We start from the raw sequence: 25,212 nt of genomic DNA, 5'->3' as shown, positions 1-25,212 counted from the left end.
ATGAACACCGTCGCTTACGTCACCACCGACGTCTTTACCTCCGAGCGTTTCGCCGGCAATCCGCTGGCCGTCATTCCCGATGCGCGCGGCCTGAGCGATGAGGCGATGCAGAAGATCGCGACGGAGTTCAACTATTCCGAAGTGACTTTCGTGCTGCCGCCGGAAAATCCGGAGAACACGGCACGCGTCCGCATTTTTACCCCGACCGCGGAAATCCCCTTCGCCGGCCATCCGAATGTCGGCACGGCCTTCGTGCTTGGTCAGCAAGCGAAGATCTTCGGAAAAATACCAGGCGACGGGTTGATCTTCGAGGAGAAGGCCGGGCTGGTAAATGTGCAACTTCTTCGCACTGGCGACCACGTCAGCGGCGCGAAAATACGGGCGCCGGGCAAGTTGCAAGTGGGAGCCACCGTCGCTGGCGACCTCATCGCCCGCTGCATCCAGCTCGATCCCGCATCCATTCGACACGCGACACACGCCCCGACCTTCGCCTCCGTCGGTTTGCCATTTGCCTTCGCAGAATTGGATAGTCTCGAAACACTCGGCAAGGCACGCCCGAACGCCGCCATCTTCGCCGAAGCGGCAGTCCTTCATAAGGAAGACAAGACCGGCTTCTCGCTCTTTGTCTACACCCGCTCGGCCGATAACCCCTGGCATATCCGCGCCCGCATGTTCGCGCCGCTGGACAATGTCATCGAGGATCCGGCAACGGGCAGCGCCTCGGCTGCGCTGGGAGCTTATCTCACCTCGCTGCTGCCCGAACACACCGTCGAGAACCAGATCACCATCGAACAGGGCGTGGAAATGGGCCGGCGCAGCCTTATTGGGCTCGATGTCAGGAAATCCGACGGCATTGTTACGGACGTCTTCATTTCCGGCCAGTGCGTCAGCGTCATGCGTGGCGAAGTCGCATTTTGACCTGCGGATAGACCTTTGCTAAAGCCGATGCCGGCTTTCGGGATGGTGCGCTAAAACGTCTCATTGATGATCAGCGCGATGGTCCAGACCGCGAAGGCGATAATGGCGATCTTCCAGAAATCAACACGCCGCTTGAGGCCGGGCAGCCCGAGCGGCTTGATGATCTGCACCGCCATGGCCAGCATCAGCAGCACCGCGATCACTTTTGTCACGGTATTTTTCCCCGTTTGCGCAAGAGTGAGCAGGACCCCTTCAAAAACCACTGCGCAGTTTTCGCGATCATGCTCTATTCGTCATAGGACGGACATCTTTCCGCGCCAACAGACTGTTTCTACACGCCGATAGCGGCAATCCGGGGCACAATCAATAGCGAAAACTGGCGGGAACCCATTCCTGCCTTATCGGTTCTTTAAGCGGAGCCGCATGAAAGTAGGGACATGAAAAGAAATATTCTGCCCGTTCTCGCCCTGCTTTTCGGCACGCTCTTCCTGTTTACGGGAAATGGCCTGCACGGCCTGTTGCTGCCGGTGCGCGGCACCGCCGAAGGCTATGCCACGACGACGCTCGGCCTTTTGGGCACGACCTGGGCCACCGGCTTCGTTCTCGGCTGCCTGACGGCGCCGAAGCTCGTCCGGCGCATCGGCCATGTTCGCGCCTTCTCCGGCTTCGTCTCCGTCATCGCCATCATCGCGCTTCTGACCGGCATCATCGTCGATCCCGTCTGGTGGGTGGCCTTGCGCGCCGTTACCGGTTTCTGCACGGCCGGCACCTCGATGATCATCGAAAGCTGGCTCAACGAGCGCGCGACCAACGAAAGCCGAGGGGCGATCTTCTCGCTCTATATCGGCATTACCCTCATCGGCGCCGTCGCCGGCCAGATGATGGTCCCCTTCGCCGACATTCACACGCCCATTCTCTTCATGGTCTGCGGCATCTGCTATTGCGTTGCCATGCTGCCGACGACGCTGTCGACCGCCGCATCGCCGCAGCCGCTGAAAACCGTCAGCCTCGACCTGAAGGCTCTCTATCGCAATTCGCCAGTCGCCTCCCTCGGCATCCTGCTGGTCGGCATCGCCAACGGTGCCTATGGCACGCTCGGCGCCGTCTTCGGCGCCAATGCCGGTCTCTCCGATAGCAATATCGCCTTGATGATGAGCTCGACCATCTTTGCCGGCGCCGTGATGCAGTTTCCGGCCGGACGCCTCTCCGACCGCATCGACCGCCGCTACGTGCTGGCCGGTATGGCCGCCGTCGCCGCGCTCGACGGCCTGCTGCTCTTCCTGGTGAAGCCGGGCAACCCGCATTTCCTGATTGCCATGGTGATAATCTATGGCGCCGTCGCCAACACGCTCTATCCGATCGCCGTTGCCCACGCCAACGACTTCGCCGCGCCGGAGGAATACGTCAAGGTCTCGGGCGGCCTGCTGCTGCTCTATGGCATCGGCACGATCATCGGCCCGACGCTCGGCGGCCCGGTCATGTCGACCATCGGCCCCTACGCACTGTTCTTCGTCACCGCTGTCGCGCATGTGCTGATCACGGCCTATGCGGTCTTCCGCAGCCGACAGCGCGCGGCAAAGCCGGCGGGTGACCGCGACGCCTACACAACCATGCCGTCGGCGAATGCGCAGATGATCACGCCGGAGAGCATGTCGCTTGCACGCAGCGAGGCTTCAAAAAAGGATGATAACACTGTAAATTACGGCACCTGAGCCCAAAGACAGGGCAAGGAGGAGCCGAAATGAGCATTTTCGACGACGACCAACCGAAGCAGCCGTCCGCCCACGAGATCGGCAGTGATCTTTCGCTGCTCTCCGTCGATGAGCTCAAGTATCGCGTGACGTTGCTGCAAGCGGAGATCGCTCGCCTCGAAGACGAGATCACCGCCAAGGCATCCGGCAGGAAGGCTGCTGAAAACCTCTTCCGCTTCTAGAGCAATTCCAGGAAAAGCACGCAGCGGTTTTTCGTCCGGAATTGTGCAAGAACAATCGCTCGCCATCGGCGCAGAACCTGCACGCTTGAGACAGGCGGACGGGTATGCTCAACGGAATATTAAGCTTTACGACATATTACTATGATCATCCAGATTTGCTCTGGACTCAGACAGTTCCTCCACTTGTCGAATTGGTCTGATTTTTCTCCCTGTTTTACCTTGAGAGCCGCTTTTGCGGCTCTTCTTTTTCCCTGTCCCGCGGGGCTTTCGACGAAACTGTGGAGATTAACCCTTTCTTAAGAATCGTCTTGCGGATTTCAGTTAAAATCATCATCTTGAAGTCATAAGAACGGATGCCGAGAGTCCTTCTGGACTTGCCCGGTCTTTCCTGAACAAAAGTGTTGCGTGAAGCAGGGATTTCTTCGATGTCAGAACTTGGGTTGAACACGATCAGCTTTGCTGGCCATGCAGCGTCGTCGGCACAGTTCAGGATGCTGTATTCCGAAGGCATGTCGCTGGTCGAGGAAACCGCCGGCTATCTCGATGGCCAGGGCCGCACCGCCTCCAAAGTTCTACCGCGAATGGCCTCTGTGCTCTACGCCGCCGAATCCATGCGGCTTACCACCCGTCTGATGCAGATGGCCTCCTGGCTGCTCCTGCAGCGCGCCGTCAACAATGGCGAAATGTCGCGCGATCAGGTGCTGGCCGAAAAGAACAAGGTTCGCCTCGACGGCTTCAACGTCGACCGCAACGCGCCCGGCTGGAACGACTTGCCGGAAGCCTTCCGTGACCTCGTCGAACGCTCGCTGCGCCTGCAGAACCGCGTCGCCCTGCTCGACCGCGAAATCTACCGCCCGACCGAACCCCAGATCGTTCCGGACAACCAGAACAGCGTCAAAGCGCAGCTCAGCCTGCTGCAGACAGCTTTCGGGGAATAACCGAGAAGCATCATTTTGCGGACGAATTGAACCGGTCGTGCCCTGTGCGGCCGGTTTTGTTTTGCCGGGAAAAGCGATACCGTGGCGACGGCATCCTAGCGAGGTGATCATGCGTCCCGATGACGTTCTGAAGCTCTACGAGAGCAAGATCAAATCACAGCGTTTCGATGAATTGGTGCCGCTCATAGCCGACGACGCCGTATTTTGGTTCTCGGATGGCTCCCATTGCGGCCTCGAAGAGATCCGGGCCGCGTTCGAAAAACCTGGGAGAAAGCTCAGGAAGAAGTCTATTGGCTTGAGGATCTCAGGTGGATCGCTGTCGGTAGCGACGCCGCAAGCTGCATCTACACTTTTCACTGGAAAGGATTGTGGGACGGCAAAGCCTTCGAAGGCAAAGGCCGGGGCACCACGGTTCTCCAGAAGAGATCCGGCGAATGGAAAATCACCCACGAGCATCTGAGTCATTTCCCGCGTTAGCAGACAACAAAAAAGCCCGGTAAAAACCGGGCTCTTGTCAAAACGTCGGATCGCGAAGCGATTAAACGCCGAGGCTGCCGAAGCGCTTGTTGAACTTGGAAACGCGGCCGCCGCGGTCCATGAGCTGCTGATTGCCGCCCGTCCAAGCCGGATGCGACTTGCTGTCGATTTCGAGATTCATGGTGGCGCCTTCAGAACCCCAGGTCGAGCGGGTTTCATATTCGGTACCGTCAGTCATGACTACCTTGATGGTGTGGTAGTCGGGATGGATGTTGGCCTTCATAACAATCTTCCTGTCATGCCAGGGTCCATTTGTCGCAAGCCATTGCGGCAACCGAACCGATTGAATAAATGAAGCCGCAGTCCGATTAGGCTACGGCTTCCAATTAAGATGGCGTGCCTATACATGAAGGCGGCAAGGATAACAAGGGGCGAAAAAGCGAAGTCCCTTGCTGATATGGGGATTGGAGACGACTTGTCAGAGACTGGCCAGACAGACGACAAAAAACGCGGATCCATCCGCCCCCTCGGGCGGCTGACGCCCTATCTCAAGCGCTATCGCGGCATGGTGGCTGGCGCCCTCATTGCCCTGATCGCTGCCGCCGTCACCTCGCTCGCCCTGCCGCTTGCCGTCAGGCGCATGATCGACCATGGCTTCGATCAGGCCGACCGTGGTCTCATCGACAGCTATTTCGTCGCGATGATGCTCATGGCCGTCGTCCTCGCTGTGGCAAGCGCGATGCGCTACTATTTCGTCATCACCATCGGCGAGCGCATCATCTCGGACATGCGCCGCGAGGTCTTCGACCATGTGACGCGGCTGTCGCCTTCCTTCTTCGACGTCAACCAGTCCGGCGAGATCGTCTCGCGGCTAACGGCCGACACGACGCAGATCAAGTCCGCCGTCGGCGCGACCGCCTCCGTGGCATTGCGCAATCTCATCCTCTGTCTCGGTGCTGTGGGGATGATGATCGTCACCAGCCCGAAACTGTCGAGCATCGTGCTCATCGCCATCCCGATCATCGTGCTGCCGCTCGTCAGCTTTGGCCGCTCGGTGCGCAAGCGCTCGCGCGCAGCGCAGGATACGCTCGCCCAAGCATCGGCCTATGCCAACGAGACCATCGCTGCCAGCCGCACCATTCAGGCCTTCAACGGCGAGACAGCCGCCGCAGAGCGCTATGGCGCATCGGTCGAAGATGCCTATCAGGCAGCACGCGCCGCGATCAAATCCCGCTCGCTGCTCACCGGCTTTGCCATCACCATGATCTTCGGCAGCATCGTCGCCGTGCTCTGGGTCGGCGCCGAGAACGTGCTGGCCGGCACGATGACGGCCGGAACGCTCGGCCAGTTCCTGCTCTATTCCGTCATCGCCGGCACATCGCTTGGCTCCCTGTCCGAGGTCTGGGGCGAACTGTCGCAAGCAGCTGGCGCTGCCGACCGCCTGGGCGAGCTTCTGGCGGAGGTATCGCCGATCGCCGCCCCCTCCGATCCGCTCCCCCTACCCCAACCACCGCAGGGTCGGGTCGACTTCACGGACGTGCATTTCTCCTATCCGTCGCGGCCGGGCAGATCGGCGCTGCATGGCCTGTCGCTGTCCGTCAAGCCGGGCGAGACGGTCGCGATCGTCGGCCCCTCGGGCGCCGGCAAGAGCACGATCTTCTCGCTGCTCCTGCGCTTTTATGATCCGCAACAGGGCAGCATAGCCGTCGACGGCATCGACGCCCGCCGTGTCTCCCCGGACGATCTGCGCGACCGCATCGCCATCGTGCCGCAGGACACGACGATCTTCGCCGCCTCGATCCATGACAATATCGCCTTCGGCCGACCCGGCGCGTCGCGCGACGAAGTGCGCGCCGCGGCAATCGCCGCCCAGGCGGATGAGTTCATTCTGCGCCTGGATCAAGGTTACGACACGCAAGTGGGCGAACGCGGCATTACCCTTTCCGGCGGCCAGCGCCAACGCGTTGCCATTGCCCGCGCCATCCTAAAGAATGCGCCGATCCTGCTGCTCGACGAAGCGACATCGGCGCTCGACGCCGAAAGCGAGACGCTGGTGCAGAAGGCGCTCGACGGCCTGATGGAAACGCGCACCACCCTCGTGATTGCCCATCGCCTGGCGACCGTGCTCAAGGCCGACCGCATTCTGGTGCTCGATCAGGGCCGCATTGTCGAGGAGGGCACGCACCAGAGCCTCATCCATCACGGCGGCATCTACGCCAAGCTGGCGCGGCTGCAATTCGATGCCGGCGTCGAAGATCGCATGCTCGTTGTGAAATAACGACAGATTGATCAAGTCATTACGAATGCAACAGGTGGAAATGGCTTTGAAGTTGCGCTAGATTTCCGGTGTTATCTCGCACTGATGCGATTCTAGGAGACGGGAACGATGTATAAATTTGAAGTCTACAAGGATAAGGCTGGCGAATTCCGATTCCGGTTCAAGGCCTCGAACGGCGAAACCATGTTTGGCTCCGAAGGCTACAAGGCGAAGGCTTCGGCCCTGCACGCCATTGAATCCATCAAGGCCCATGTTGGCGCCGCCGTCATCGACGACCAGACCACCGCCACCGCTTAAGACTTCACGTCGAGCGTCTGCTACAACAGCCTTCTACGGCCGGCCGCCTTTGGGTGCGCCGGCCGTTTTTGTTTGACCGCCGGAAAACTTCGAAAGTTTCGTTGCACTCTGTCGAAATCGGCCCGGCTCGCGGCTCATTGTATCGGAGCGGCCTGCAGCCGCTTCACCGGCGACGTTGCGCATTTTGAGATTTGCTTCTTAGATGCGGCATCCGGCCCGGAAAACCGTCAACACAGCGAGCAGGAGTTTCCCATGCAATACGCCTTGATCATCCGTGAATCGGCCGAGGACTTTAAGCGGCGCGAGGATCCCACCTACAAAAACGGCTGGATCGCCTATACGCAGGCGCTCGTCCAGGCCGGCATCATGACCGGTGGCGCCGGACTGACCGCGCCGGAAACAGCAACGATCGTCCGACTCCGTGGTGACGATCACCATGTCCAGGACGGCCCCTTTCCGGACGGCAAGGAGCAGCTCGGCGGCTTCTACCTGATCGACGTGCCGGATCTCGATGCTGCCCTGGAATGGGCCATGCGCGTGCCGGTTTCCCCGCAGGGCTCCGTCGAGATACGGCCGCGCCTATTGGTATGAGACAGCAATGAGTCTCGAGGCCGGGCGCGCTGCCGAGCAGGTGGCGCGCCAATCCTACGGCAAGCTGATCGCTTTTCTCGCGGCACGCTCAGGTGATGTGCCGTCGGCGGAGGATGCGCTCTCCGAGGCTCTAACTGCCGCGCTGAACAGTTGGCCGGAGCGGGGTATCCCGGATAATCCCGAAGCCTGGCTGCTGGTCGCCGCGCGGCGTCACCTTTATCGCGCGGCAAGGCATGCGAAAGTCAAAGTTGCCGCTCGCGATACGATCGCCGCAGCATTCGAGGAGGCGGAGGAACGCATGAATGCGGATGGCCCAACCTTCCCCGACGAGCGGCTGAAGCTGTTGTTCACCTGCACCCACCCCGCCATCGACCGCTTGGCGCACACCCCGCTAATGCTGCAGACAGTCCTCGGCATCGACGCCAAAACCATCGCGCGGGCCTTTATCGTCTCACCCGAAACCATGAGCCAGCGGCTGGTGCGGGCAAAGGCCAAGATCCGCGAAGCGCACATTCCTTTCAGCGTTCCCGATCGCTCCATGCTGCCGGGACGACTGGCGGGTGTGCTCTCGGCGATCTATGCCGCTTACGGCCTCGGCTGGGACGGGCTTGACGGCGAAGACGGCAAGCGTAGCTCGCTGGCGGACGAAGCCATCTGGCTCGGCCGAGCCCTGCTCACCATCCTGCCGGAGGAGCCGGAAGCAGCCGGCCTGCTGTCCCTGATGCTCTATTGTGAAGCCCGCCGCAGCGCTCGCCGCGATGCCGAAGGCTGCTATGTACCGCTCGACGAACAGGACACCACACGCTGGAACGCCATCATGGTCGCCGAAGCCGACAATCTGCTGCGGCAGGCAGGCGCTGTCGACCGTTTCGGCCCGTTCCAGTGCCAGGCGGCAATCCAGTCCGTCCACGCCCAACGCCGCCGCTCCGGCGTTACCGACTGGGCGGCGCTCGCAATGCTTTACGACGCGCTCGTTCAGATGACGCCAACCGCCGGCGCCCACGTCAGCCGAGCCGCCGTCATCGGCCGGGCACAAGGCGCAACCGCGGGATTGCATCATCTGAACCAGATGGTCGATCGCGATATCACCAGCTACCAACCCTATTGGGCCGTCCGCGCACATCTGTTGGCAGAGGCGGGGGATACGGAAGGTGCCGCCACGGCCTATCGGACAGCGATCGGTCTCAGCGACAGCGAAGCTGTTCGCGAGTTTCTTTCAAAGCGGCTGGTTGCACTCGAGACATAATGACGTTGAGCGTGCGCCATCTCCATGCCCCCGGCAGGAGCCCCTCACTTCTCCGTCAGCTTCAGCTCAATACGCCGGTTGGTGGCGCGAGCCTCCGGCGTGTCGCCGGGGGCGATCGGCTGGAACTCGCCGAAGCCGGCGGCAACGAGCCGGTCTGCGGGGACGCCCTGCGCAATCAGGAACTTGACGACGGCGATGGCGCGGGCAGACGACAGCGCCCAGTTATCGGGATAGCGGCCACTACCCGAGAGCGGCACATTGTCCGTATGCCCGTCGACGCGCAGCACCCAGTTGATCTCCGGCGGAATTTCCTTGGAAAGGTCGATCAGCGCGGCGGCGAGCTTGGCCATCTCCGTCTGGCCGGCCGGATTGAGATCAGCGGCCCCCGAGGGGAACAAGACTTCGGACTGGAAGACGAAACGGTCGCCGACGATACGGATATTGTCGCGGTCCGAGAGGATTTCTCGCAGACGCCCGAAGAAGTCGGAGCGATAGCGATTGAGTTCCTGCACACGCTGCGCCAGCGCCACATTCAGCCGCCGGCCAAGGTCGGCGATCTTCACCTGCGACGACTGATCCTTGCTCTCCGACGCCTGCAGAGCGGCCTCGACAGCGGCAATCTGGCTGCGAAGGGCGGCAATCTGCTGATTGAGGAGTTCGACCTGGCTGAGCGCCCGAGCGCTTGCCTGCTTCTGTTCGTCAAGCTCCTGCGTCAGCGTACCGACCTGCTGCTGCGCGGCTTGCCCATTGCCCGAACCGGCGGTGAGCAAGGCCTGCAGGCGCGAACGTTCATTCTCCGCCATCGACAGCGACGCTTGCAGATTGGCGACAGAATCCTCAAGATCCTGCTTGCCGTTCTTCTCCAGCGCCAGTTGCTCCACCAGATCGTTGATGCGGCTGTTGAGGCGATTGAGAGCCTCGTCCCGGCCGGTAATCTCACGGCTCAGAATGAACTGGCCGAGGACAAACACCGTCAGCAGGAACATGATCGCCATCAACAGCGTGGACAACGCATCGACGAAGCCTGGCCAATAATCGACCGTTCGCTGATGGCGGCGGTTTCGCGCGAGCGCCATGGCTTACTTGCTCCCGGTCTTCTCGGTATGGCTGATGCGGTCTGCGAGGCGATCGAGCGTCCGACGCATCGACTTCGCCTCCTCCTGCTGCGCCTCGATCCAGTCGCGCAGCATCTGCTGCTCGTTGCGCATATTCTTGACCAGGCCCTGAATGCCTTCTGCGAGGTTCGCCATCGCCGTCACCGAACGCTGGCCGCCACCCTCGTCGGCGATCTTGCGCAGGTAGTCCGACAGCGCACGCACATCCTCCGACGATGCACCACTGGTGCCGTCGATGACCGGACCGAGATCGGAACCGACATCCGTCACCGAGGAAAGCCAGTTTTCCAGCTCCGTATAAAAACGGTTCTGCGCACGGCCAGCCTGCAGGTCGAGAAACCCGAGGATCAGCGAGCCGGAAAGACCGAGAAGCGATGAGGAGAACGCCGTGCCCATGCCGACCAGCGGACCGGAAAGGCCGGATTTCAGCGACCCGAGAATGTCGCTGCTGTCGCCCGAACCGACATCGAGGCTCTGGATAACGTCGTTGATCGAGCCGATCGTGCCGATCAGGCCCCAGAAAGTGCCGAGCAGGCCGAGGAAGACCAGCAAGCCGATGAGATAGCGCGAGGTGTCGCGCGACTCGTCGAGGCGGGTGGCGATGGAATCGAGGATCGAGCGCAGCGTCGCCGTCGAAAGCTGCATGCCGCGGCGGTTGCCGATCAGCGCCCGCATCGGCGCCAGGAGCCGGGGATTGCGGCCGACCTTGTCGGCGGCATTGCCGACGGCGCGGAAATGATTGAACCAGCGAACTTCCGGCCGCAGCATCAGCACATGGTTGAAGACCAGCAGGATGCCGACGGCGAGAACGCCGAGGATCAGCCCGTTGAGGCCGGGATTGTGCATGAAGGCGACTTGAGCCTGGCGAAACAGGATCGCCACGATAAAGCCGACGATGACCAGGAAGAGGATCATCGTCCAGAAGAAGGCCATTGGGCTGGAGAGCTTGTACGTATATCCGCCCGACGCATTGTCGGTCGACCCCAGATCCCCCAGGTTCACATTTTCCATCGCACGCTCAGCCTCCGGAGTTTCCGCAGGCGGAGACTAGAGCAACATTGAGCCGAATTGAAGAGACGGACATCACAAAACGACCTGTTGGCAACAGGCAGTTTTGCCACAGGCGATTGGGCTAGGGTCGACCTTATTTCGTTGGGATCGGCCGCTTGACGACCTCGGCGAGCGCCTTGTGAATATGCTCGTTGCCGCAGATGATCGAGCTGGTGGCGAGCATGTCGTTGCCACCGTCGAAATCCGACACGAAACCACCAGCTTCTCGTACCAGCAGAATGCCGGCTGCCATGTCCCAGGGCGACAGGCCCACTTCCCAGAAACCGTCGAAACGGCCGGCGGCGACATAGGCGAGATCGAGGGCTGCCGAGCCGACGCGGCGAACGCCAGCGACTTCGCCCATGACATGGCGCAGCTCGACGAGGAACTTGCCGTGATTGCCACGGCCAAGATGCGGAACGCCGCAGCCGATGACGCAATCCGACAGCACGCGGCGCGAAGCGACGCGCAGGCGGCGGTCATTGAGGAAGGCGCCACCGCCGCGCTCGGCGGTGTAGAGCTCGTCGGTTGCCGGATTGAAGACGACACCGCCGACGATCTCGCCGTTGCGCTCGAGCGCGATCGATACGGAGAACATCGGAATGCCGTGCAGGAAGTTGGTCGTGCCGTCGAGCGGATCGACGATCCAGCGATGCGCGCCGTCGGTGCCCTTGATCTCCTCATCAGCTTCTTCGCCGAGGAAGCCATAGGTGGGGCGGGCCTTCAGCAGCTCGTCGCGGATGATCTTCTGCGCTTTCAGATCGGCCTGGCTGACGAAATCGCCCGGTCCCTTCACCGAAACCTGCAGGTTCTGCACTTCGCCGAAATCGCGGCTGAGCGACTTGCCTGCCTTGAGGGCAGCCTGAACCATGACATTGAGAAGAGCAGAACGGGCCATCGGTTTTCCTTGGGTAATATAGAAGGCACTGACCGGACCCGAAGAAGGCCCCGGCGGAGCGGGATCGGCAGCGCAATAAAGATTGGCGGCCTCAAGACCACAAAATCGGGGGAATTTCAAGTGCTGAAGCGTGGCAGGGCGCGCGCTGGTGGTTCGAGGCTTCGCCCTATGAGCTGCGCACCTCACCATGAGGGCGGGTGGTGAGGCACGAAATCCGGGCGGATATCACCAAGCCAGCGCGCGCTTGCCGACAAAGGCGCCTAAGCCCATTACGATCACGATCGCGACGCTGTACCAGACCGCCACGAACAGCCCACCGTCATTCTTGCAGACGAAAGCATAGGCAGCTGCCCCGAGGGCACCCGCAAGAATACCGGTCGCAGCACCGGCCATCGCCGGCCGGGTGGTAACGCCCGTCCGCAGCGCCGCGATGAGCAGCGCAAGCGGCGCAAGCGAAAGCAGGACCATGGCGGTCAGGCAGCTCGGAACGGAGACGCCGGACCGTCCCATCAGCGGGAAGCCCGAAGCATCCGAGGCGGCACCGAACAGCAACAGCGCCAGTCCCGGCAACAGCATGGCAAGCGAGAATGCTGCGGAGCCCGGCTTGCCGGCATGACGCACGGCCAGAATGCCACCGGCGGCCAGCATCAGCATGCTGATGATCTTGTGATGGAATGGCGCGCTCCGCAACGTCGCCTGGAGTTCGGGCTGAAAGCCGAAAGTGGCGAAGACCAGGACAATCGCGCAGGCAAGCGAAAGGATCGTTGCAAGCAGCAAAGTGCGTTCAAAGGAAAGAGTGGAGCGCCGCTGCCCTGCCCCGGCCTCGCCCGCCAGATTTCGGATCATGAGGTCCGTATCACCCGCCGTCTTCATATCTTGCCCTTGCTTGGTTTGGGTGGAGCAACGCCGGCTACCGAGGCCAGGCGTTGCAATGCCCGGTGCAGCGTCACTCGCACAGCACCTTCGCTGGTCTGGAGCTTCTCGGCCGTCTCACGCACCGATGCGCCCTCGATCGTCAGTGCCTGCACGACAGTGCGTTGACCGAGGGAAAGGCCGTTCAAATGACGATCGAGATCGACGAGCGCCCGGTCGGCATCTTCGCGTGGCGCTTCGACCACATTGGACCATTCCTCCAGCGTCAGGTCGCTGCGATACCGCGCCTCGCGGCGACGGCGGCGCATCGCGTCGGAGAGCTTGTAACGCGCAATGGCGTAGAACCACGGTAGAAAGGCACGATCCGCGTCCCATCGATGCCGCATCGTATGCAGGCCGATCAATATTTCCTGAACGATATCTTCCGTCTCATGCGCGCTCATGCCGAGCCGCGACAACCGTCCACGGACCAATATGCGCAGCGATTTCGCGACGTCGCCCAGCAGCCATTCATAGGCAGCAGCGTCGCCCCGCCGCTCGGCCTGCATGGCATTGGCCCAAATTTGTTCGCGCGATTCCATAACCACCTATTCGCCGCGAAAGCGCGTTTGTTACAGCTCAACTCGGATTTTTTATCGCGACATACCAAACGCCAACACGTTTCCGTGATGATGTTGCGCCGCACCCGAGCCGGGCGAATTGAGTTTCAGGAGCGTGACGCATCCTCCCCAGACTCAACCAAGGAAATCGATCAATGAAAACGATACAAAGACTTGCCATTGCCGCAGCCGCATTATTGGCTGCCTTCGCAGCGCAACCGACCTTCGCCGCAACCACGCCGACACTCAAGGCACACAATGTTGTCCTCGTCCATGGCGCCTATGCGGATGGATCGAGCTGGTCCGAGGTGATCCCGATCCTCCAGCGCGCCGGCCTGCATGTCACTTCGGTGCAGAACCCGCTGACGTCCTTCGCCGATGATGTTGCCGCCACCAATCGGGTTCTGGCGCTGCAGGACGGACCGACCGTGCTCGTCGGCCATTCCTATGCAGGCATGGTCATCAGCGAGACCGGCGTCGACCCGAAGGTCAGCGCCCTCGTCTATGTTGCCGCCCGCGCACCGGACGCCGGCGAAGACTATGCCGCCCTCGCCGCCAAATTCCCTGCTCCGCCCGCAAGCAAGGGGCTCGTCCATTCCGGCGGCTTCGCTCAACTCAACGAGGACGCTTTCGTCCATGACTTCGCCGGCGACCTGAAACCCGCCAAGGCTCGAGCACTCTATGCGGTACAGGGACGGATTTCGGACACGCTGTTCGCCTCGCGCACCACACAGGCCGCCTGGAAGACCAAGCCGAGCTGGTACGCCATCTCCAAGAACGACCGCACGACATCGCCCGAGCTGGAACGCTTTCTCGCCAAGCGCATGAATGCGACCACCGTCGAACTCAACTCCAGCCACGTCTCATTGATTTCCCACCCGCGTGAAATCGCCAACATGATTCTTGCCGCCGCAGGCTACCCCGTGGGGAAATAGCCGGCGCCGATCATCGGATGCATTTTCGAGATGGATTGGGCGATTTGTTTCGGAAAACCGCAACACGCCGGGCGTATTACCGCGCCCGGCGGAACTTGTTGGCCGCGTCGATCGCGGCCTTCTGCTGATAATCCTCGATGCCCTGGTAAAAATCCTCGAGCTCCGGATCCTTCAGGCCGGCGCGGCGGGAGATGACATACCAGGTGGCAGCCGCCACCGGATCCTGCTTCGTGCCGAGCGCATTGATATAGAGATGCGCCAGCTTGTTCTGGGCGACGACATTGCCGCGATAGGCGGCAACCCGCATCCAGTTGAAACCGTTTTCCAGGTCCTGCTTGCCACCGGTGCCGTTGATCAGCCAGACGCCCATGTCGAGCTGCGCGGTGTCAAAGCCGGCATTGGCGGCACGCGACAGCCATTCTCGCGCGCGTGCTTTCTTTTCCGGAGGCAGGTCGGGCATGTTGAGATAGAGCTGTGAGATGGCATATTGCGCGTCGGCAATGCCTTGCTCGGCGGCCTTCTCATAATAGGGAAGAGCCATTTGCAGGCCCTTGAGACCGGGATTTTCGGCCGTCAGCAGCTGCCCCAAGTTGAATTCGGCGGATGCCTGGCCGGCATCGGCCGCCTTCCTCATCCATTCGTCCGCCTTCTTCCGGTCGCGCGGTACGTCACGCCCTTCTATCAGGACGAGAGCATATTTGAACATTGCGGTGGCGTCACCGCCCTCGGCTGCCTTGCCATACCAGAAGGCGGCATCCTTGGTGTCGCGCTTGACGCCGAGACCTTGGCTCATCAGTTCGGCAAGCAGCGTCTGCGCGGCTGGATCGCCGAGCTGCGCCCGCGGCAGGGCTTTCTGGAACGCGGTCAGATAGTAGCCGCGCTGGAATGCACCATAGGCTTCGTCGACCTTGCCCTTGAAGGGCTTTTCCTTTGGCAGGTCGGGCAGATTCGCGCCCATGCGCTCGAAGACCCCGACACCTTCGGACGGCTTGACATTATCGGCCTTCGGCTCCGCGCCAGGCTGGATCTTCTCGGTCTTGAAGGTGTTCGTGCCCGCATCCAAAGGACGCGTCACGACGCTTTCGCCGCGCGTCGAGGCATCGTCCGGCGGCACGTCGGTATCGTCGGCAAGCCCGCCTTCGGCAGGTTTGGCATTCTGGTCCGGGTTATCCGGCTGCGCGGTGATGCCGGGCAGCGCCGTATCGCCCTTGCTCGACTGCGCCACCGCCAGCAACGGCAATGCCGTCAGCCCGACGGCGAGAGCGGCAAGAAAGGAACGGTGACTGAATCGAGGCGTAAACGACATGGTTTGCTATCAATCTTCAAACCGTGGCGCTTTTTCGTCGAGAAGTGCATTCACTTCCGCGACGATGGAAGCGGCAGCCGCGGGATCGGCAAAAACTGCCGTGCGCAGCGCCACGAATTCGGCGCCCGACAAAGCCACCTCCAGCGCCGATTTCGGATCGGTGCCACCCATGACGATGCAGGGGATAGCGATCATCGAGGCCCACCATTCGCCAAGCGCCACATTTTTCGGATGTGCCTCCGGCTTGATATCGCCGTCGAGCTTCCCGAAGAAAATATAGTCGGGCCGCAATTCGCCGATCTCCAGCGCATGGTGCCTGTCGGTGGCATTGCCGCCACCGACGATCAGCTTCGGCACATGTTTTTCCACCGCCTCGGTGAATTCGGCAAGATTGCCGGTGATGTGCAAGCCGTCGGCCTTGGCGCGGCCGGCCACGCGGCTGTCGCCGGCGATCAGTGCTGCGGCACCCGCCTCCTGCACCAGAGGCACCAGCTTTTCCGCGTGCTTCTGGAAAGTGCTGTCGTCGAGCCCGTATTGCGGGATAATGACCGAGGCCACGTCCCCGCCCCTCAACGCATCGGCCACCACCTTCGCCTGCTCATCGACATCGGCAATATCGGGAACGATGAGAACGAGGCGGCAGCGATCTTCGGGCACGGTCATTGTGAATTTCCATATTTACGGGTTCATTCGTCAGGGATGGCGCACCCGTTCGATGTTTGTGAGTAAATCCGTTAGGACGGTCTGACAAGGGGCAACACATAACCGGCCTGCGCATTCGCCGCCAGACGTGAACTGCGAGCCAAATACTGGCAAGAATGCAACCGGAGGATTGATGTAGACGGCAGTACGAAGGTAAAACCGAAAAACCGAGGCAAGCAAGAGGATACCGTATGAGACTGCATCGCATCGCATTGGCATTTGGGTTGTCTATTGCTCTCCACGCACCAACCTTCGCTGATGCCGATGAAGCCGCTGCCGCGTATCGAAAATTGGATTACGCAACCGCCTTCAAACTTTATCAGGAAAGAGCGCTCAAGGGCGACGCGAGTGCGCAAGGTATGCTTGGTAGCCTCTATGCCTACGGACGAGGTGTGAAGCAGGATGACACTCAAGCGGTATTCTGGTTTCGAAAAGTGGCTGAGCTGGGCATGGCCAAGGGACAGTTCGCGCTCGGTGGAATGTATGCTCAGGGCCGAGGCGTAGCCCAGGACTATAAGGAGGCGGCTCAGTGGTTCCATAAAGCAGCGGAACAAGGTGAGCCATTCTCCGCACTATGGCTTAGCGCCATGTACGAACAAGGACAGGGTGTTCCCAAAGACCCGGCGCAGGCTGCATATTGGAAGAAAAAGTCCGACGAAACCATGCCGGACTTTTCCAACGTTTTGCCATCGCAGTTACAAAAGTAGGTCACAGCAAGAGCAACGCATCATTGCATCGCACAATTGACTTGCCGCCCCCCTAGGTTTGACGTAGCTTTTTGCCATGTCGACCATGGACCCCTTCGCTGCCATCGCGGATCCGAACCGGCGCTATCTGCTGGAAGAGCTGCGGCGCGCTCCGAAAACGGTCAATGAGCTGGCGCGGGGTCTACCCATCAGCCGCCCCGCCGTGTCGCAACATCTCAAGGCGCTGCTCGACAGCAATCTCGTTTCCGTCACATCCGAAGGCACGAAACGCATCTACGCGGTCAACGGCCCCGGTTTCGACAAGCTCAATTTGTGGCTGGATCAGTTCTGGGCCTGAGAGCGGCCCTTGGCGCCTTGTGGCGAATTCCCGGTATTTCACAGAAAAATTGCGCCAGCTTCCACTCGTAACGTGTTGAAGCCGGCGCATCGATTTTAGCTGGAATGGTCACCACCTGCGACCGGGGAACTCTCCCCGGGGCCTTTTGGCCGGCCTGTCCTCCCAGGCCGTAATCGGTGGTTTTGTCCCTTATAAAGAACGTCGCGTCAGTGAACTGACGATTTCAGACGGTGAATTTCATCCTTGAGGCGCAACTTCCGGCGCTTGATGTCGGCTATTTCGGTATCATTGATAGAGGGAGATGTCAGTGCAGAATGCAGCGCCTCCTCGAGAGCGACATGTTTCTTTTCGAGCGATTCAAGATGTGCTTGAACAGTCATATGACCCTTCCTTCCTCTTACGATCCCCGGCTATCCGTCGCCAGAGCTCTAGGTGTCAACCCTACCACTGTGACATAATATTGAACCCTTGTCGAAGGCGAAAACGTGGCCTTTGGGCGACAAATTCATGATGATGGATAACTTCCCGTCCCCGCCATTTGGTGATAGGAGCTTGCGGAATTCATGAGGCGGGACGAACGCGATTCCGCAAGCATTGGGGAAATAAGCATGGCCGATCAGGAACAGGCGGAAATCAGGCTGATCGTGGCGCGGTTGCGTCAGGAACACGAGGATTACGACGCCGCGATCAATGCCATGATCCAGACGGGCTGCGAGGCTCTGCGCATTCAGCGCATGAAAAAGAAGAAGCTCGTCATCAAGGACAGGCTGACCAAACTGGAAGACCAGATCATCCCCGACATTATCGCCTGAGGAGCAAGACGCGACGATGATGACAGAAAGACCGCCCGTTGCCATTATCATGGGCAGCCAGTCCGACTGGGAAACCATGAAGAACGCCGCAGATACGCTGGAAGCGCTGGAGATCACCTATGATGCGCGCATCATTTCCGCGCACCGCACCCCGGACCGGCTGATGAGCTTCGCCAAGGGCGCGCGCGACGAGGGCTTCAAGGTCATCATCGCCGGTGCGGGTGGTGCTGCCCACCTTCCGGGCATGGCAGCCTCGATGACGCCGCTGCCGGTCTTCGGCGTGCCGGTGCAATCGCGCGCGCTGTCTGGACAGGACAGTCTTCTTTCCATCGTCCAGATGCCGGCCGGCATTCCCGTCGGCACATTGGCGATCGGCAAGGCCGGCGCGATCAATGCCGCGCTTCTGGCCGCCGCCGTCCTCGCGCTCAGCGACGAAGAGATCGCCGACCGGCTCGACGAATGGCGCGCCCGGCAGAGCGCCGCGGTTGCCGAATATCCAATGGACGACCTATGACCGCGAAAACGATCGGCATCATCGGCGGCGGCCAGCTCGGCCGCATGCTGGCCATGGCCGCAGCCCGGCTGAATTTTCAGACCCTGATCCTGGAGCCGCAGGCCGATTGTCCGGCAGCGCAGCTGGCAAACGAACAGATCGTCGCTGCCTATGACGATCCCTCCGCCCTTGCCGAACTGGCGAAGCGCTGCGACGTCGTCACATATGAATTCGAAAACGTGCCGGTCGTTGCCGCCGAAAGGCTGGCTCAGGCTGTCGCCGTCTATCCGCCGCCAAAGGCGCTGGAAATGGCGCAGGACAGGCTGACCGAAAAGCGCTTCATCAACGATTGCGGCATCCCGACCGCTCGCTTCCACGCCGTCGACAGCCAGGCCGATCTCGAAGCCGCCCTTGCCGATTTCGGCGGACAGGGCGTGCTGAAGACCCGTCGCCTCGGCTATGACGGCAAGGGCCAGCGTGTCTACCGCTCGCCCGCCGACAGCGCCGAAGGCGGTTATGCGGCCCTCGGCAGCGTGCCGCTGATTCTCGAAAGCTTCGTGTCCTTCGAGCGGGAGATTTCCATCATCGCCGCCCGCGGCCTGGACGGCGCAATCGCCTGCTATGATCCGGCGGAAAATATCCACCGCGACGGCATCCTCCACACCTCTACCCTGCCCGCGAGCATTTCAGACGAGACAGCGGCAGCAGCCCGCGAGGCTGCGGAGAAGATCCTGGCCGCGCTCGGCTATGTCGGCGTCATCGGCATCGAGTTCTTCGCGCTTGCCGACGGCAGCCTGATCGCCAATGAAATGGCGCCGCGCGTGCACAACTCCGGACACTGGACGGAGGCTGCCTGCATCGTCTCGCAGTTCGAGCAGCATATCCGCGCCGTCGCCGGCCTGCCGCTCGGCAATCCCGTCCGCCATTCCGACTGCGTGATGCAGAATCTGATCGGCGACGACATCCTTTCTGTTCCCGATTGGCTGCGCCGTGACGATGTGCTAGTGCATCTCTACGGCAAGACGGAGTCCCGCCCCGGCCGCAAAATGGGCCATGTCACGCAGCTTCGCCGCTAACAGTACAGGGAAAAAGCCCTGACGTGGTTGACAGGGCCCAGGCGACGAGGTATTTGCTCCCCACCCTAAAGAGCGCGCCCTGAGCGCGCTTTTGATTGTTAAAAGATACGGGCGAATGTGACATTCCCCCTCAGAGATCGCGGATCAGAAAAATGAAGATCAAGAATTCGCTCAAGTCGCTCAAGGCGCGTCACCGTGACAACCGTCTGGTTCGCCGCAAGGGCCGCATGTACATCATCAACAAGCTGAACCCGCGCTTTAAGGCTCGTCAGGGCTGATTTTGCGTGGAGCCCGGTTTGCGAACCGGGCCGGCCGTCTAACGGCCGGATTATGATCTCGCATCATAATCGTTCGGGATGATCACATCAAAATTGTTTTGATCTTCGACATTGGCGGGCTACTATGCCCGCCATGCGCGTTTTTGCTTTGTCATATCCGGCCCTGCCGATTCTCCTTGCCCTGACCGTCGTCGCACCGCATGTCGCGATGGCAGATGATTCCGGTATCGTTGAGAAAAAAGACCCCGGCACCGCTGCCGCGAGCCTGTCGCCGAAGCAGCAGGTCGACAATCTCTTCACAGCTCTGAAGCGCCAGCGCGATCCCGATCAGGCAAACCTGATTGCCGACCAGATCCGCACGGAATTGAGTGATTCCGGCAGCGCCACCATCAATCTCCTGATGCAATGGGCCGACAAGGCCATCCAGGAAAAGCGCAATGCGGCGGCCATGGATTTTCTCGATCAGGTCATCTCGCTGAAGCCGGACTATGTCGAGGGCTGGAATCGGCGCGCAACGCTGAACTACGCCATCGGCGACTATCGCAAGTCGATGGAGGACATCAATCAGGTCTTGCGGATAGAGCCGCGCCATTTCGGCGCGCTCGGCGGCATGGCCGCAATCCTGAGCGAGACCGGCAAGGACGAAATGGCGCTGAAGGCCTGGGAACGCTTCCTTGAGGTCTATCCCGCGAATCGCGCCGCTCAGGAGCAAGTGAACACGCTCTCGGAAAAAATCGCCGGGAGCCGTACTTGAGATTTATCAACAACGGGCAAGCCTGCGACGGACGAGAGGTCATAAACGTCGGATAGGCTGACGGCCCCAATAGCTGCATCATACCGCAATGATCAATGTGCTGTTTTACGCCCTTGTTTTCATTTTGATCGCCGCCGCCGGTTTCTCGGCCTTCAAGACGCGCGCCATAGAGCAAGCCCATCCCAATATCGGCGAGTTGACCGATATCGGCGATCTCCGCATCAATGCCCTGCATCTACCGCGCCCGGCCACAGCCGACCTGCCGCCCCTGATCTTCATCCATGGTGCCAGCGGCAATCTGCGCGACCAGTTCGAAGCCTTTGCCGGCCCGCTTGCAGGCCGTGCCGAAATGCTGTTCGTCGACCGCCCCGGCCATGGCTATTCCGAACGCGGCGGCCCGGAAAACGCCCTGCCTTCCGGTCAGGCCGACGCGATCGCCAGACTGATGGAGAAGCGCGGCATCGAAAAAGCCATCATCATCGGCCATTCCTTCGGCGGTGCGATCGCCGCCTCCTTCGGCGTTCGCCACCCCGACAAAACTGCCGGCCTGCTCTTCCTCGCACCGGCGACGCATCCCTGGCCCGGCGGCATCGACTGGTACTATACGCTTGCCGCCATGCCGGTCCTCGGCTGGCTCTTCTCGCATCTGCTGGTGATACCGATGGGTCTGCGGCGGGTGGAAAGCGGCACGCGCAATATCTTCCGCCCCAACGAACGCCCGACCGACTATGTCGAAAAGACAGCGCCAGCGCTTGTTTTGCGGCCAAAGACCTTCCGTAATAACGCGGCCGATGTCGTCAACCTCTTCGCCTATGTTTCGGCGCAAGCGCCCCGCTATCGCGAGATCAAGGCGCCGACTGTCATCATCACCGGAGATAGCGACGATATCGTTCTGGAGGAACTGCATTCGCGCGGCCTGGCGCGCGACATTCCCGGCGCGGAACTCATCACCATCCACAATCTCGGCCACAAGCCGGATTATGTGGCGACCGATGTCGCCATCGCCGCGATGGAACGCCTGGCGGGCGCATCACGCGATCTCCAGTCACTCGCCCGACAGGCGGAAGCGCGCATCGCCAACCTGAAGCCGCAGCCGTCGACCGAAATCGCCGCACCGTCTCAGGCGGTCTCAACCTCGTAATCCGGCTTGTCGGCAAAGACCCGCCCCTGCGGCATGGCCTCTACCGTCTGCCGCACCGCCTGCAGCATGATCGACGCCAACCGTTCCGTCGCCACACTGGTCTCCGCCTCGGCGCGATGCAGCACCAGATCGAGCTTCGGCAACGGCGGCAGGCCGGCTTCTCCCGCCATCAGCGGCCGCACCTTGTTCGGCAGGCCCAGCGGCGTACGCACAGTCACGCCTAGGCCCGCCGCCGTCGCGGCCCAGAGACCGCCAAGGCTCGGGCTGACAAAGGAAATCCGCCAGCCGATGCCGGCGCGATCCAGCACCTTCGTCGCAATCGACCGCAGCAGGCAAGGCGCCTCCAGCGATGCCAGCGGCAGCGGCTCGCCACCAGTGGCACGCCAGTGGATAGGCCCCTCGGCCGGGCCGACCCAGCACATCGGCACCTCGGCGATCCGCTCGCTGTGAGCGGTGCGAAATCCGTCGCTCCAGGCAAGTGCAAGATCGAGCTTGCCGGACGTCACCCGCTCGACCAGCTCCGCATTGCGAACCACGCGTGCCTCGATGCGTACCTTCGGATGGGCACGGGCAAAGCGCCCCAGCACCTCCGGCAGCAGCGTCTCGCCAAAATCCTCCTGCAGGCCGAGCCGCACCCAGCCCTCGAGATCCCCGCCATGAATCGCGGTCGCCGCCTCGTCGTTGAGATCCAGCAACCGCCGCGCATAGGCGAGCATCGTCTCACCGGCCTCGGTCAACGCCAGCCCGCGCCCGGCCTTGCGGAAGATCGGCGTGCCCGCCTGCTCCTCCAGCTTCTTCAGCTGCGCGCTGACAGCCGATGTCGAACGCCCCAGCCGGTCGGCCGCCTTGGCGAAGCTGCCGAGCTCCATACCGGTGACGAAACTACGCAGCACGTCGAGATCGAAGATGATTTTCCGCACAGCCAATCGTCCATATTTTCGGGACTATAAGTCCAATATTTTCTGATTTTCAGCATGATTATCCCGTGACATGGTGAACTCGTCAAGTGGACAGAGAACAGGAGCACATCATGCCCTTCACCAACATTTCCCTTCTTCGAGGCAAGTCGCCAGAATATCTGAAGGCACTCTCGGATAATTTCCACCGCGCCATGGTCGAGACCTTCGACGTGCCGCCGACCGATCGTTTCCAGGCGATTCACCAGTTGGAACCGAACGAGCTGATCTTCGACCGCACCTATCTCGGCGGCCCGCGCTCGGACGATTACGTCTTCTTCCACATCACCATCGGCAAGCCGCGCTCGACCGAGGTCAAGAAGGCCTTCTACCGCCGTCTCGTCACCTTGCTTGCCGACGCGCCGGGCGTGCGACCCGAGGATATCATGATCAACATCATCACCACCACGCGCGAGGACTGGTCCTTTGCGGACGGCATCGCGCAGATGATCGAGCAGGATTGACCACGATGAGCCAGAAAACCGCTCGGCAGTCACCCCCGATCCATCGCGCTGGCGCGAATACCCAACGTTCGCCCGAAGGCATCGCCAGCGCACCCTTCTGGGTGGAGATGCTGGTCGAAAGCAGGGAGGACGGCGACCTGACCGCCATGCGCTGCTCTCTCGAACCCGGCACCATGACGCAGTGGCACACCCATCCGTACGGCCAGATCCTCTACGTGCTCTCGGGCGTCGGGCTGGCCGAACGCGATGGCGAAGCAGCCGAGGAGTTGCGCGCCGGCGACTGCGTCACTTTTGCGCCTGATGAGCGCCATCGCCATGGTGCTACACTGCATAGCACCTTCGCCTATATCAGCATCCAGGCTGTCCTAGGTGGCAGCGCCGTGACCTGGCTCGAGGATTGAACCATGATCGCCATGCAATACATCTTCACCCCACCCGCCGACTACGACATGACGATCATCGATCGTCGCATCTGTGAGAAAGGCCCCTTGCTCGACAATTTGCCCGGCCTGAAATTCAAGGCCTATCTCACCGCCCGGAAAGGCGATGCGATAACCGGCAGCCGGGACAATTTCTACGCCCCCTTCTATGTCTGGAACAAGGACGAGGGCCTGAGTGATTTCCTCTGCGGTCCCGGCTTTGCCGGAGTGACCGAGAGCTTTGGCTGGCCACAGGTAAAGACGTGGGTGGTCTGGCGCCCCGACGTCTCGCCGGATATCCGCAAGGCCCGCTTCGCCACAAGGGAGATCATCCAGACCGAACCCTACGCGCCACTTGCCGAGATTCGCCGGCAGGAGAGCGAGGAGGCCACCGCCGAAGTCGCCCGCGGCGAAGCGCTCGCCTCCGTCGCCGCCTTCGAGCCGACGAGCTGGACGCGGGTGCGTTTCCGGCTCTTCACCGATCTGCCGAAGGACGCGCTGCGGCCGGGCGTGCAGGCCTATAATGTCGGGCATCTTTCAGCGCCGGGCGTAAGCTGAAGTGTCACCGGGACAAAGTCGTTGTTTTAAAGAGGACCACGGCGTTTTATGGATGGAGAGATTTTCCGCAGCAAAAGAGTGATCCCTCCATGGTCGATATTGCAATGATCGAAGCCGCCCGCGCGCGTATAGACGGTCGCGCGCGGCGTACACCCCTTCTTTCCTCTCCCTTCCTCGACGAAATCGCCGGGCGGCGGCTGTTCGTGAAGGCGGAGTGCCTGCAGCATACGGGATCGTTCAAGTTCCGAGGCGGCTGGTCGGCGGTGTCAGCGCTGGAAGCCTCGGTACGCGCCAGGGGCGTCATCGCCTTTTCCTCCGGCAACCATGCCCAGGGCGTGGCGCTGGCCGCGCAATTGCACGGTATTCCAGCCGTCATCATCATGCCGTCCGATGCACCGAAGCTGAAGATCGCCAACACTCGCGCATTGGGCGCCGAAGTCGTGCTTTACGACCGCGTGAAGGAAGACCGCGACGAGATCGGCGCACGGCTTTCCAGAGAGCGCGGCCTGACGCTGATCAAGCCTTTCGACGAACCGCAGGTCATTGCCGGCCAGGGAACGACCGGGCTGGAAATCGCCGAACAAGCGGCCGAAGAGGGCATCGATACCGCAACGGTGCTGGTCCCCTGCGGCGGCGGCGGCCTGACATCGGGCATCGCACTGGCGCTGGAAGCCCGCGCTCCCAGCTTCAAGGTCCGCCCCTGCGAGCCCAAGAATTTCGAGGATACCACTCGTTCGCTGGCCTCGGGCCAGATCGAGCGCAACGCCGCGCTGCAGGGCTCGATTTGCGACGCCATCATCACGCCGCAGCCCGGCAACATCACCTTCCCGATCCTGAAGCGCCTCTGCGGCCCCGGTCTGGTCGTGACCGATGAAGAAGCGCTGGACGCTATGGAACTCGCTTTCAAGCGCCTGAAGATCGTCGTCGAGCCCGGCGGCGCTGTGGCGCTGGCAGCGGCCCTCTTCCATGGCAAGGAGATCGACGGCGACACCGTGATCGCGGTCACCTCCGGCGGCAATGTCGATACGGACGTCTTTGAGGCGGCTCTGCGCCGCCATTAA

The 25,212-nt window shown here is 61.3% G+C and carries 33 protein-coding genes; 22 read left to right on the top strand and 11 right to left on the bottom strand.

The annotated features are described in order from the left end of the window. Complete coding sequence (locus tag PMI03_RS26785) at positions 1-918, top strand: PhzF family phenazine biosynthesis protein (protein ID WP_007701281.1); 918 nt, start codon at positions 1-3, stop codon at positions 916-918. A 50-nt stretch (positions 919-968) separates the two neighbouring features. On the opposite strand, the gene PMI03_RS31385 is transcribed toward PMI03_RS26785, so the two are convergent. Then, on the bottom strand, positions 969-1,130 hold the full coding sequence (locus PMI03_RS31385; RefSeq protein ID WP_007701280.1) for a hypothetical protein: 162 nt from the start codon (positions 1,128-1,130) through the stop codon (positions 969-971). Between the two features lie 225 nt (positions 1,131-1,355). Between PMI03_RS31385 and PMI03_RS26780 the strand changes: the two genes are divergently transcribed. The 4 genes from PMI03_RS26780 (at position 1,356) to PMI03_RS26765 (ending at position 4,266) form a co-directional block, all read left to right on the top strand. Next, positions 1,356-2,630 (top strand): MFS transporter, encoded by a 1,275-nt coding sequence (locus PMI03_RS26780; protein WP_007701277.1) that lies wholly within the window; start codon positions 1,356-1,358, stop codon positions 2,628-2,630. Between the two features lie 29 nt (positions 2,631-2,659). Next, on the top strand, positions 2,660-2,851 hold the full coding sequence (locus tag PMI03_RS26775; protein WP_007701275.1) for a DUF1192 domain-containing protein: 192 nt from the start codon (positions 2,660-2,662) through the stop codon (positions 2,849-2,851). Positions 2,852-3,276: 425 nt separating this feature from the next. Continuing rightward, positions 3,277-3,789 carry a DUF1465 family protein gene (locus PMI03_RS26770; RefSeq protein ID WP_007701272.1) on the top strand — a complete coding sequence of 171 codons (513 nt, stop codon included), beginning with the start codon at positions 3,277-3,279 and terminating at the stop codon, positions 3,787-3,789. A 204-nt stretch (positions 3,790-3,993) separates the two neighbouring features. Further along, entirely contained in the window at positions 3,994-4,266 is a 273-nt protein-coding gene (locus PMI03_RS26765; protein ID WP_309574485.1) for a nuclear transport factor 2 family protein, read from the top strand. A gap of 61 nt (positions 4,267-4,327) precedes the next feature. On the opposite strand, the gene rpmE is transcribed toward PMI03_RS26765, so the two are convergent. Continuing rightward, a complete protein-coding gene (rpmE, locus tag PMI03_RS26760; protein WP_007701269.1) occupies positions 4,328-4,549 on the bottom strand; it encodes a 50S ribosomal protein L31 in 222 nt (73 codons plus the stop codon). Positions 4,550-4,723: 174 nt separating this feature from the next. On the opposite strand from rpmE, the gene PMI03_RS26755 reads away from it, so the two are divergent. The 4 genes from PMI03_RS26755 to PMI03_RS26740 all read left to right on the top strand — a co-directional run bounded on the left by PMI03_RS26755 (position 4,724) and on the right by PMI03_RS26740 (position 8,678). Next, positions 4,724-6,544, top strand: a complete 1,821-nt coding sequence (locus PMI03_RS26755) for an ABC transporter transmembrane domain-containing protein (protein WP_409033808.1) — start codon at positions 4,724-4,726, stop codon at positions 6,542-6,544. A 108-nt stretch (positions 6,545-6,652) separates the two neighbouring features. Continuing rightward, the gene (locus tag PMI03_RS26750; protein WP_007701263.1) at positions 6,653-6,841 is read left to right on the top strand and encodes a YegP family protein; all 189 of its coding nucleotides are present in this window, start codon (positions 6,653-6,655) and stop codon (positions 6,839-6,841) included. A 252-nt stretch (positions 6,842-7,093) separates the two neighbouring features. Beyond that, entirely contained in the window at positions 7,094-7,432 is a 339-nt protein-coding gene (locus tag PMI03_RS26745) for a YciI family protein (protein WP_007701261.1), read from the top strand. Between the two features lie 7 nt (positions 7,433-7,439). Next, entirely contained in the window at positions 7,440-8,678 is a 1,239-nt protein-coding gene (locus tag PMI03_RS26740; protein ID WP_007701258.1) for an RNA polymerase sigma factor, read from the top strand. Between the two features lie 44 nt (positions 8,679-8,722). Here PMI03_RS26740 and PMI03_RS26735 read toward each other — a convergent pair whose 3' ends face one another. From PMI03_RS26735 to PMI03_RS26715, 5 genes are all read right to left on the bottom strand, one after another. Further along, the gene (locus tag PMI03_RS26735; RefSeq protein WP_007701255.1) at positions 8,723-9,754 is read right to left on the bottom strand and encodes a peptidoglycan -binding protein; all 1,032 of its coding nucleotides are present in this window, start codon (positions 9,752-9,754) and stop codon (positions 8,723-8,725) included. Between the two features lie 3 nt (positions 9,755-9,757). Next, a complete protein-coding gene (locus tag PMI03_RS26730) occupies positions 9,758-10,804 on the bottom strand; it encodes a hypothetical protein (protein WP_007701252.1) in 1,047 nt (348 codons plus the stop codon). 133 nt (positions 10,805-10,937) lie between these two features. Further along, positions 10,938-11,741 carry an inositol monophosphatase family protein gene (locus PMI03_RS26725; RefSeq protein ID WP_007701243.1) on the bottom strand — a complete coding sequence of 268 codons (804 nt, stop codon included), beginning with the start codon at positions 11,739-11,741 and terminating at the stop codon, positions 10,938-10,940. 225 nt (positions 11,742-11,966) lie between these two features. Further along, positions 11,967-12,614 (bottom strand): NrsF family protein, encoded by a 648-nt coding sequence (locus PMI03_RS26720; RefSeq protein ID WP_007701240.1) that lies wholly within the window; start codon positions 12,612-12,614, stop codon positions 11,967-11,969. Then, on the bottom strand, positions 12,611-13,195 hold the full coding sequence (locus PMI03_RS26715; RefSeq protein WP_007701236.1) for a sigma-70 family RNA polymerase sigma factor: 585 nt from the start codon (positions 13,193-13,195) through the stop codon (positions 12,611-12,613). Before PMI03_RS26715 ends, PMI03_RS26720 begins: the two co-directional genes overlap by 4 nt. Positions 13,196-13,368: 173 nt before the next feature. Between PMI03_RS26715 and PMI03_RS26710 the strand changes: the two genes are divergently transcribed. After that, positions 13,369-14,148 carry an alpha/beta fold hydrolase gene (locus tag PMI03_RS26710; RefSeq protein ID WP_007701235.1) on the top strand — a complete coding sequence of 260 codons (780 nt, stop codon included), beginning with the start codon at positions 13,369-13,371 and terminating at the stop codon, positions 14,146-14,148. A gap of 76 nt (positions 14,149-14,224) precedes the next feature. On the opposite strand, the gene PMI03_RS26705 is transcribed toward PMI03_RS26710, so the two are convergent. Together PMI03_RS26705 and PMI03_RS26700 are read right to left on the bottom strand one after the other, a co-directional pair. Further along, a complete protein-coding gene (locus PMI03_RS26705; protein ID WP_007701232.1) occupies positions 14,225-15,454 on the bottom strand; it encodes a tetratricopeptide repeat protein in 1,230 nt (409 codons plus the stop codon). A gap of 9 nt (positions 15,455-15,463) precedes the next feature. Then, the gene (locus PMI03_RS26700; protein ID WP_007701228.1) at positions 15,464-16,117 is read right to left on the bottom strand and encodes a thiamine phosphate synthase; all 654 of its coding nucleotides are present in this window, start codon (positions 16,115-16,117) and stop codon (positions 15,464-15,466) included. A 230-nt stretch (positions 16,118-16,347) separates the two neighbouring features. Here PMI03_RS26700 and PMI03_RS26695 point away from each other — a divergent pair, with 230 nt between their 5' ends. Together PMI03_RS26695 and PMI03_RS26690 are read left to right on the top strand one after the other, a co-directional pair. Beyond that, positions 16,348-16,863: a tetratricopeptide repeat protein gene (locus PMI03_RS26695; RefSeq protein ID WP_007701224.1), complete on the top strand. Its 516-nt coding sequence runs from the start codon at positions 16,348-16,350 to the stop codon at positions 16,861-16,863. A gap of 76 nt (positions 16,864-16,939) precedes the next feature. After that, entirely contained in the window at positions 16,940-17,200 is a 261-nt protein-coding gene (locus tag PMI03_RS26690) for a helix-turn-helix transcriptional regulator (RefSeq protein ID WP_007701221.1), read from the top strand. Positions 17,201-17,406: 206 nt separating this feature from the next. Here the strand turns inward: PMI03_RS26690 and PMI03_RS31230 are convergent, their stop codons facing one another. After that, a complete protein-coding gene (locus PMI03_RS31230; protein ID WP_007701218.1) occupies positions 17,407-17,580 on the bottom strand; it encodes a YdcH family protein in 174 nt (57 codons plus the stop codon). 228 nt (positions 17,581-17,808) lie between these two features. On the opposite strand from PMI03_RS31230, the gene PMI03_RS26680 reads away from it, so the two are divergent. From PMI03_RS26680 to PMI03_RS26655, 6 genes are all read left to right on the top strand, one after another. Further along, positions 17,809-18,012, top strand: coding sequence for a YdcH family protein (locus PMI03_RS26680; RefSeq protein WP_012652299.1), 204 nt, complete (start codon positions 17,809-17,811; stop codon positions 18,010-18,012). 19 nt (positions 18,013-18,031) lie between these two features. Further along, entirely contained in the window at positions 18,032-18,526 is a 495-nt protein-coding gene (gene purE / locus PMI03_RS26675; protein WP_039974757.1) for a 5-(carboxyamino)imidazole ribonucleotide mutase, read from the top strand. Beyond that, positions 18,523-19,581 (top strand): 5-(carboxyamino)imidazole ribonucleotide synthase, encoded by a 1,059-nt coding sequence (locus PMI03_RS26670; protein WP_007701209.1) that lies wholly within the window; start codon positions 18,523-18,525, stop codon positions 19,579-19,581. The genes purE and PMI03_RS26670 overlap by 4 nt, the downstream gene beginning before the upstream one ends. 152 nt (positions 19,582-19,733) lie before the next feature. Then, complete coding sequence (gene ykgO / locus PMI03_RS26665) at positions 19,734-19,859, top strand: type B 50S ribosomal protein L36 (RefSeq protein WP_003542835.1); 126 nt, start codon at positions 19,734-19,736, stop codon at positions 19,857-19,859. 124 nt (positions 19,860-19,983) lie between these two features. Beyond that, the gene (locus PMI03_RS26660; protein WP_007701197.1) at positions 19,984-20,613 is read left to right on the top strand and encodes a hypothetical protein; all 630 of its coding nucleotides are present in this window, start codon (positions 19,984-19,986) and stop codon (positions 20,611-20,613) included. Between the two features lie 88 nt (positions 20,614-20,701). Then, on the top strand, positions 20,702-21,754 hold the full coding sequence (locus PMI03_RS26655) for an alpha/beta fold hydrolase (RefSeq protein ID WP_007701194.1): 1,053 nt from the start codon (positions 20,702-20,704) through the stop codon (positions 21,752-21,754). Here PMI03_RS26655 and PMI03_RS26650 read toward each other — a convergent pair. Continuing rightward, a complete protein-coding gene (locus PMI03_RS26650; protein ID WP_007701192.1) occupies positions 21,733-22,674 on the bottom strand; it encodes a LysR substrate-binding domain-containing protein in 942 nt (313 codons plus the stop codon). The genes PMI03_RS26655 and PMI03_RS26650 overlap by 22 nt on opposite strands. 110 nt (positions 22,675-22,784) lie before the next feature. On the opposite strand from PMI03_RS26650, the gene PMI03_RS26645 reads away from it, so the two are divergent. The 4 genes from PMI03_RS26645 (at position 22,785) to PMI03_RS26630 (ending at position 25,212) form a co-directional block, all read left to right on the top strand. Then, on the top strand, positions 22,785-23,174 hold the full coding sequence (locus PMI03_RS26645; protein WP_007701189.1) for a tautomerase family protein: 390 nt from the start codon (positions 22,785-22,787) through the stop codon (positions 23,172-23,174). Between the two features lie 5 nt (positions 23,175-23,179). After that, a complete protein-coding gene (locus tag PMI03_RS26640; RefSeq protein WP_007701183.1) occupies positions 23,180-23,575 on the top strand; it encodes a cupin domain-containing protein in 396 nt (131 codons plus the stop codon). 3 nt (positions 23,576-23,578) lie between these two features. After that, a complete protein-coding gene (locus tag PMI03_RS26635; RefSeq protein ID WP_007701180.1) occupies positions 23,579-24,151 on the top strand; it encodes a DUF4865 family protein in 573 nt (190 codons plus the stop codon). Between the two features lie 89 nt (positions 24,152-24,240). Then, positions 24,241-25,212, top strand: coding sequence for a threonine/serine dehydratase (locus tag PMI03_RS26630; RefSeq protein WP_007701175.1), 972 nt, complete (start codon positions 24,241-24,243; stop codon positions 25,210-25,212).

This window comes from Rhizobium sp. AP16 (assembly GCF_000281735.1).
Lineage (GTDB): Bacteria > Pseudomonadota > Alphaproteobacteria > Rhizobiales > Rhizobiaceae > Rhizobium > Rhizobium rhizogenes.
Note: the sequence above shows the minus strand (reverse complement) of the source record. Positions and strands in the feature narration are given on the sequence as shown.

Excerpts from the sequence above, each read along its gene's own strand:
- PMI03_RS26785 (WP_007701281.1), top strand. The coding sequence starts at position 1 with ATGAACACCGTCGCTTACGTCACCACCGACGTCTTTACCTCCGAGCGT.
- PMI03_RS26780 (WP_007701277.1), top strand. The coding sequence starts at position 1,356 with ATGAAAAGAAATATTCTGCCCGTTCTCGCCCTGCTTTTCGGCACGCTC.
- PMI03_RS26775 (WP_007701275.1), top strand. The coding sequence starts at position 2,660 with ATGAGCATTTTCGACGACGACCAACCGAAGCAGCCGTCCGCCCACGAG.
- PMI03_RS26770 (WP_007701272.1), top strand. The coding sequence starts at position 3,277 with ATGTCAGAACTTGGGTTGAACACGATCAGCTTTGCTGGCCATGCAGCG.
- rpmE (WP_007701269.1), bottom strand. The coding sequence starts at position 4,549 with ATGAAGGCCAACATCCATCCCGACTACCACACCATCAAGGTAGTCATG.
- PMI03_RS26755 (WP_409033808.1), top strand. The coding sequence starts at position 4,724 with ATGGGGATTGGAGACGACTTGTCAGAGACTGGCCAGACAGACGACAAA.
- PMI03_RS26750 (WP_007701263.1), top strand. The coding sequence starts at position 6,653 with ATGTATAAATTTGAAGTCTACAAGGATAAGGCTGGCGAATTCCGATTC.
- PMI03_RS26745 (WP_007701261.1), top strand. The coding sequence starts at position 7,094 with ATGCAATACGCCTTGATCATCCGTGAATCGGCCGAGGACTTTAAGCGG.
- PMI03_RS26740 (WP_007701258.1), top strand. The coding sequence starts at position 7,440 with ATGAGTCTCGAGGCCGGGCGCGCTGCCGAGCAGGTGGCGCGCCAATCC.
- PMI03_RS26735 (WP_007701255.1), bottom strand. The coding sequence starts at position 9,754 with ATGGCGCTCGCGCGAAACCGCCGCCATCAGCGAACGGTCGATTATTGG.
- PMI03_RS26730 (WP_007701252.1), bottom strand. The coding sequence starts at position 10,804 with ATGGAAAATGTGAACCTGGGGGATCTGGGGTCGACCGACAATGCGTCG.
- PMI03_RS26725 (WP_007701243.1), bottom strand. The coding sequence starts at position 11,741 with ATGGCCCGTTCTGCTCTTCTCAATGTCATGGTTCAGGCTGCCCTCAAG.
- PMI03_RS26720 (WP_007701240.1), bottom strand. The coding sequence starts at position 12,614 with ATGAAGACGGCGGGTGATACGGACCTCATGATCCGAAATCTGGCGGGC.
- PMI03_RS26715 (WP_007701236.1), bottom strand. The coding sequence starts at position 13,195 with ATGGAATCGCGCGAACAAATTTGGGCCAATGCCATGCAGGCCGAGCGG.
- PMI03_RS26710 (WP_007701235.1), top strand. The coding sequence starts at position 13,369 with ATGAAAACGATACAAAGACTTGCCATTGCCGCAGCCGCATTATTGGCT.
- PMI03_RS26705 (WP_007701232.1), bottom strand. The coding sequence starts at position 15,454 with ATGTCGTTTACGCCTCGATTCAGTCACCGTTCCTTTCTTGCCGCTCTC.
- PMI03_RS26700 (WP_007701228.1), bottom strand. The coding sequence starts at position 16,117 with ATGACCGTGCCCGAAGATCGCTGCCGCCTCGTTCTCATCGTTCCCGAT.
- PMI03_RS26695 (WP_007701224.1), top strand. The coding sequence starts at position 16,348 with ATGAGACTGCATCGCATCGCATTGGCATTTGGGTTGTCTATTGCTCTC.
- PMI03_RS26690 (WP_007701221.1), top strand. The coding sequence starts at position 16,940 with ATGTCGACCATGGACCCCTTCGCTGCCATCGCGGATCCGAACCGGCGC.
- PMI03_RS31230 (WP_007701218.1), bottom strand. The coding sequence starts at position 17,580 with ATGACTGTTCAAGCACATCTTGAATCGCTCGAAAAGAAACATGTCGCT.
- PMI03_RS26680 (WP_012652299.1), top strand. The coding sequence starts at position 17,809 with ATGGCCGATCAGGAACAGGCGGAAATCAGGCTGATCGTGGCGCGGTTG.
- purE (WP_039974757.1), top strand. The coding sequence starts at position 18,032 with ATGACAGAAAGACCGCCCGTTGCCATTATCATGGGCAGCCAGTCCGAC.
- PMI03_RS26670 (WP_007701209.1), top strand. The coding sequence starts at position 18,523 with ATGACCGCGAAAACGATCGGCATCATCGGCGGCGGCCAGCTCGGCCGC.
- ykgO (WP_003542835.1), top strand. The coding sequence starts at position 19,734 with ATGAAGATCAAGAATTCGCTCAAGTCGCTCAAGGCGCGTCACCGTGAC.
- PMI03_RS26660 (WP_007701197.1), top strand. The coding sequence starts at position 19,984 with ATGCCCGCCATGCGCGTTTTTGCTTTGTCATATCCGGCCCTGCCGATT.
- PMI03_RS26655 (WP_007701194.1), top strand. The coding sequence starts at position 20,702 with ATGATCAATGTGCTGTTTTACGCCCTTGTTTTCATTTTGATCGCCGCC.
- PMI03_RS26645 (WP_007701189.1), top strand. The coding sequence starts at position 22,785 with ATGCCCTTCACCAACATTTCCCTTCTTCGAGGCAAGTCGCCAGAATAT.
- PMI03_RS26640 (WP_007701183.1), top strand. The coding sequence starts at position 23,180 with ATGAGCCAGAAAACCGCTCGGCAGTCACCCCCGATCCATCGCGCTGGC.
- PMI03_RS26635 (WP_007701180.1), top strand. The coding sequence starts at position 23,579 with ATGATCGCCATGCAATACATCTTCACCCCACCCGCCGACTACGACATG.
- PMI03_RS26630 (WP_007701175.1), top strand. The coding sequence starts at position 24,241 with ATGGTCGATATTGCAATGATCGAAGCCGCCCGCGCGCGTATAGACGGT.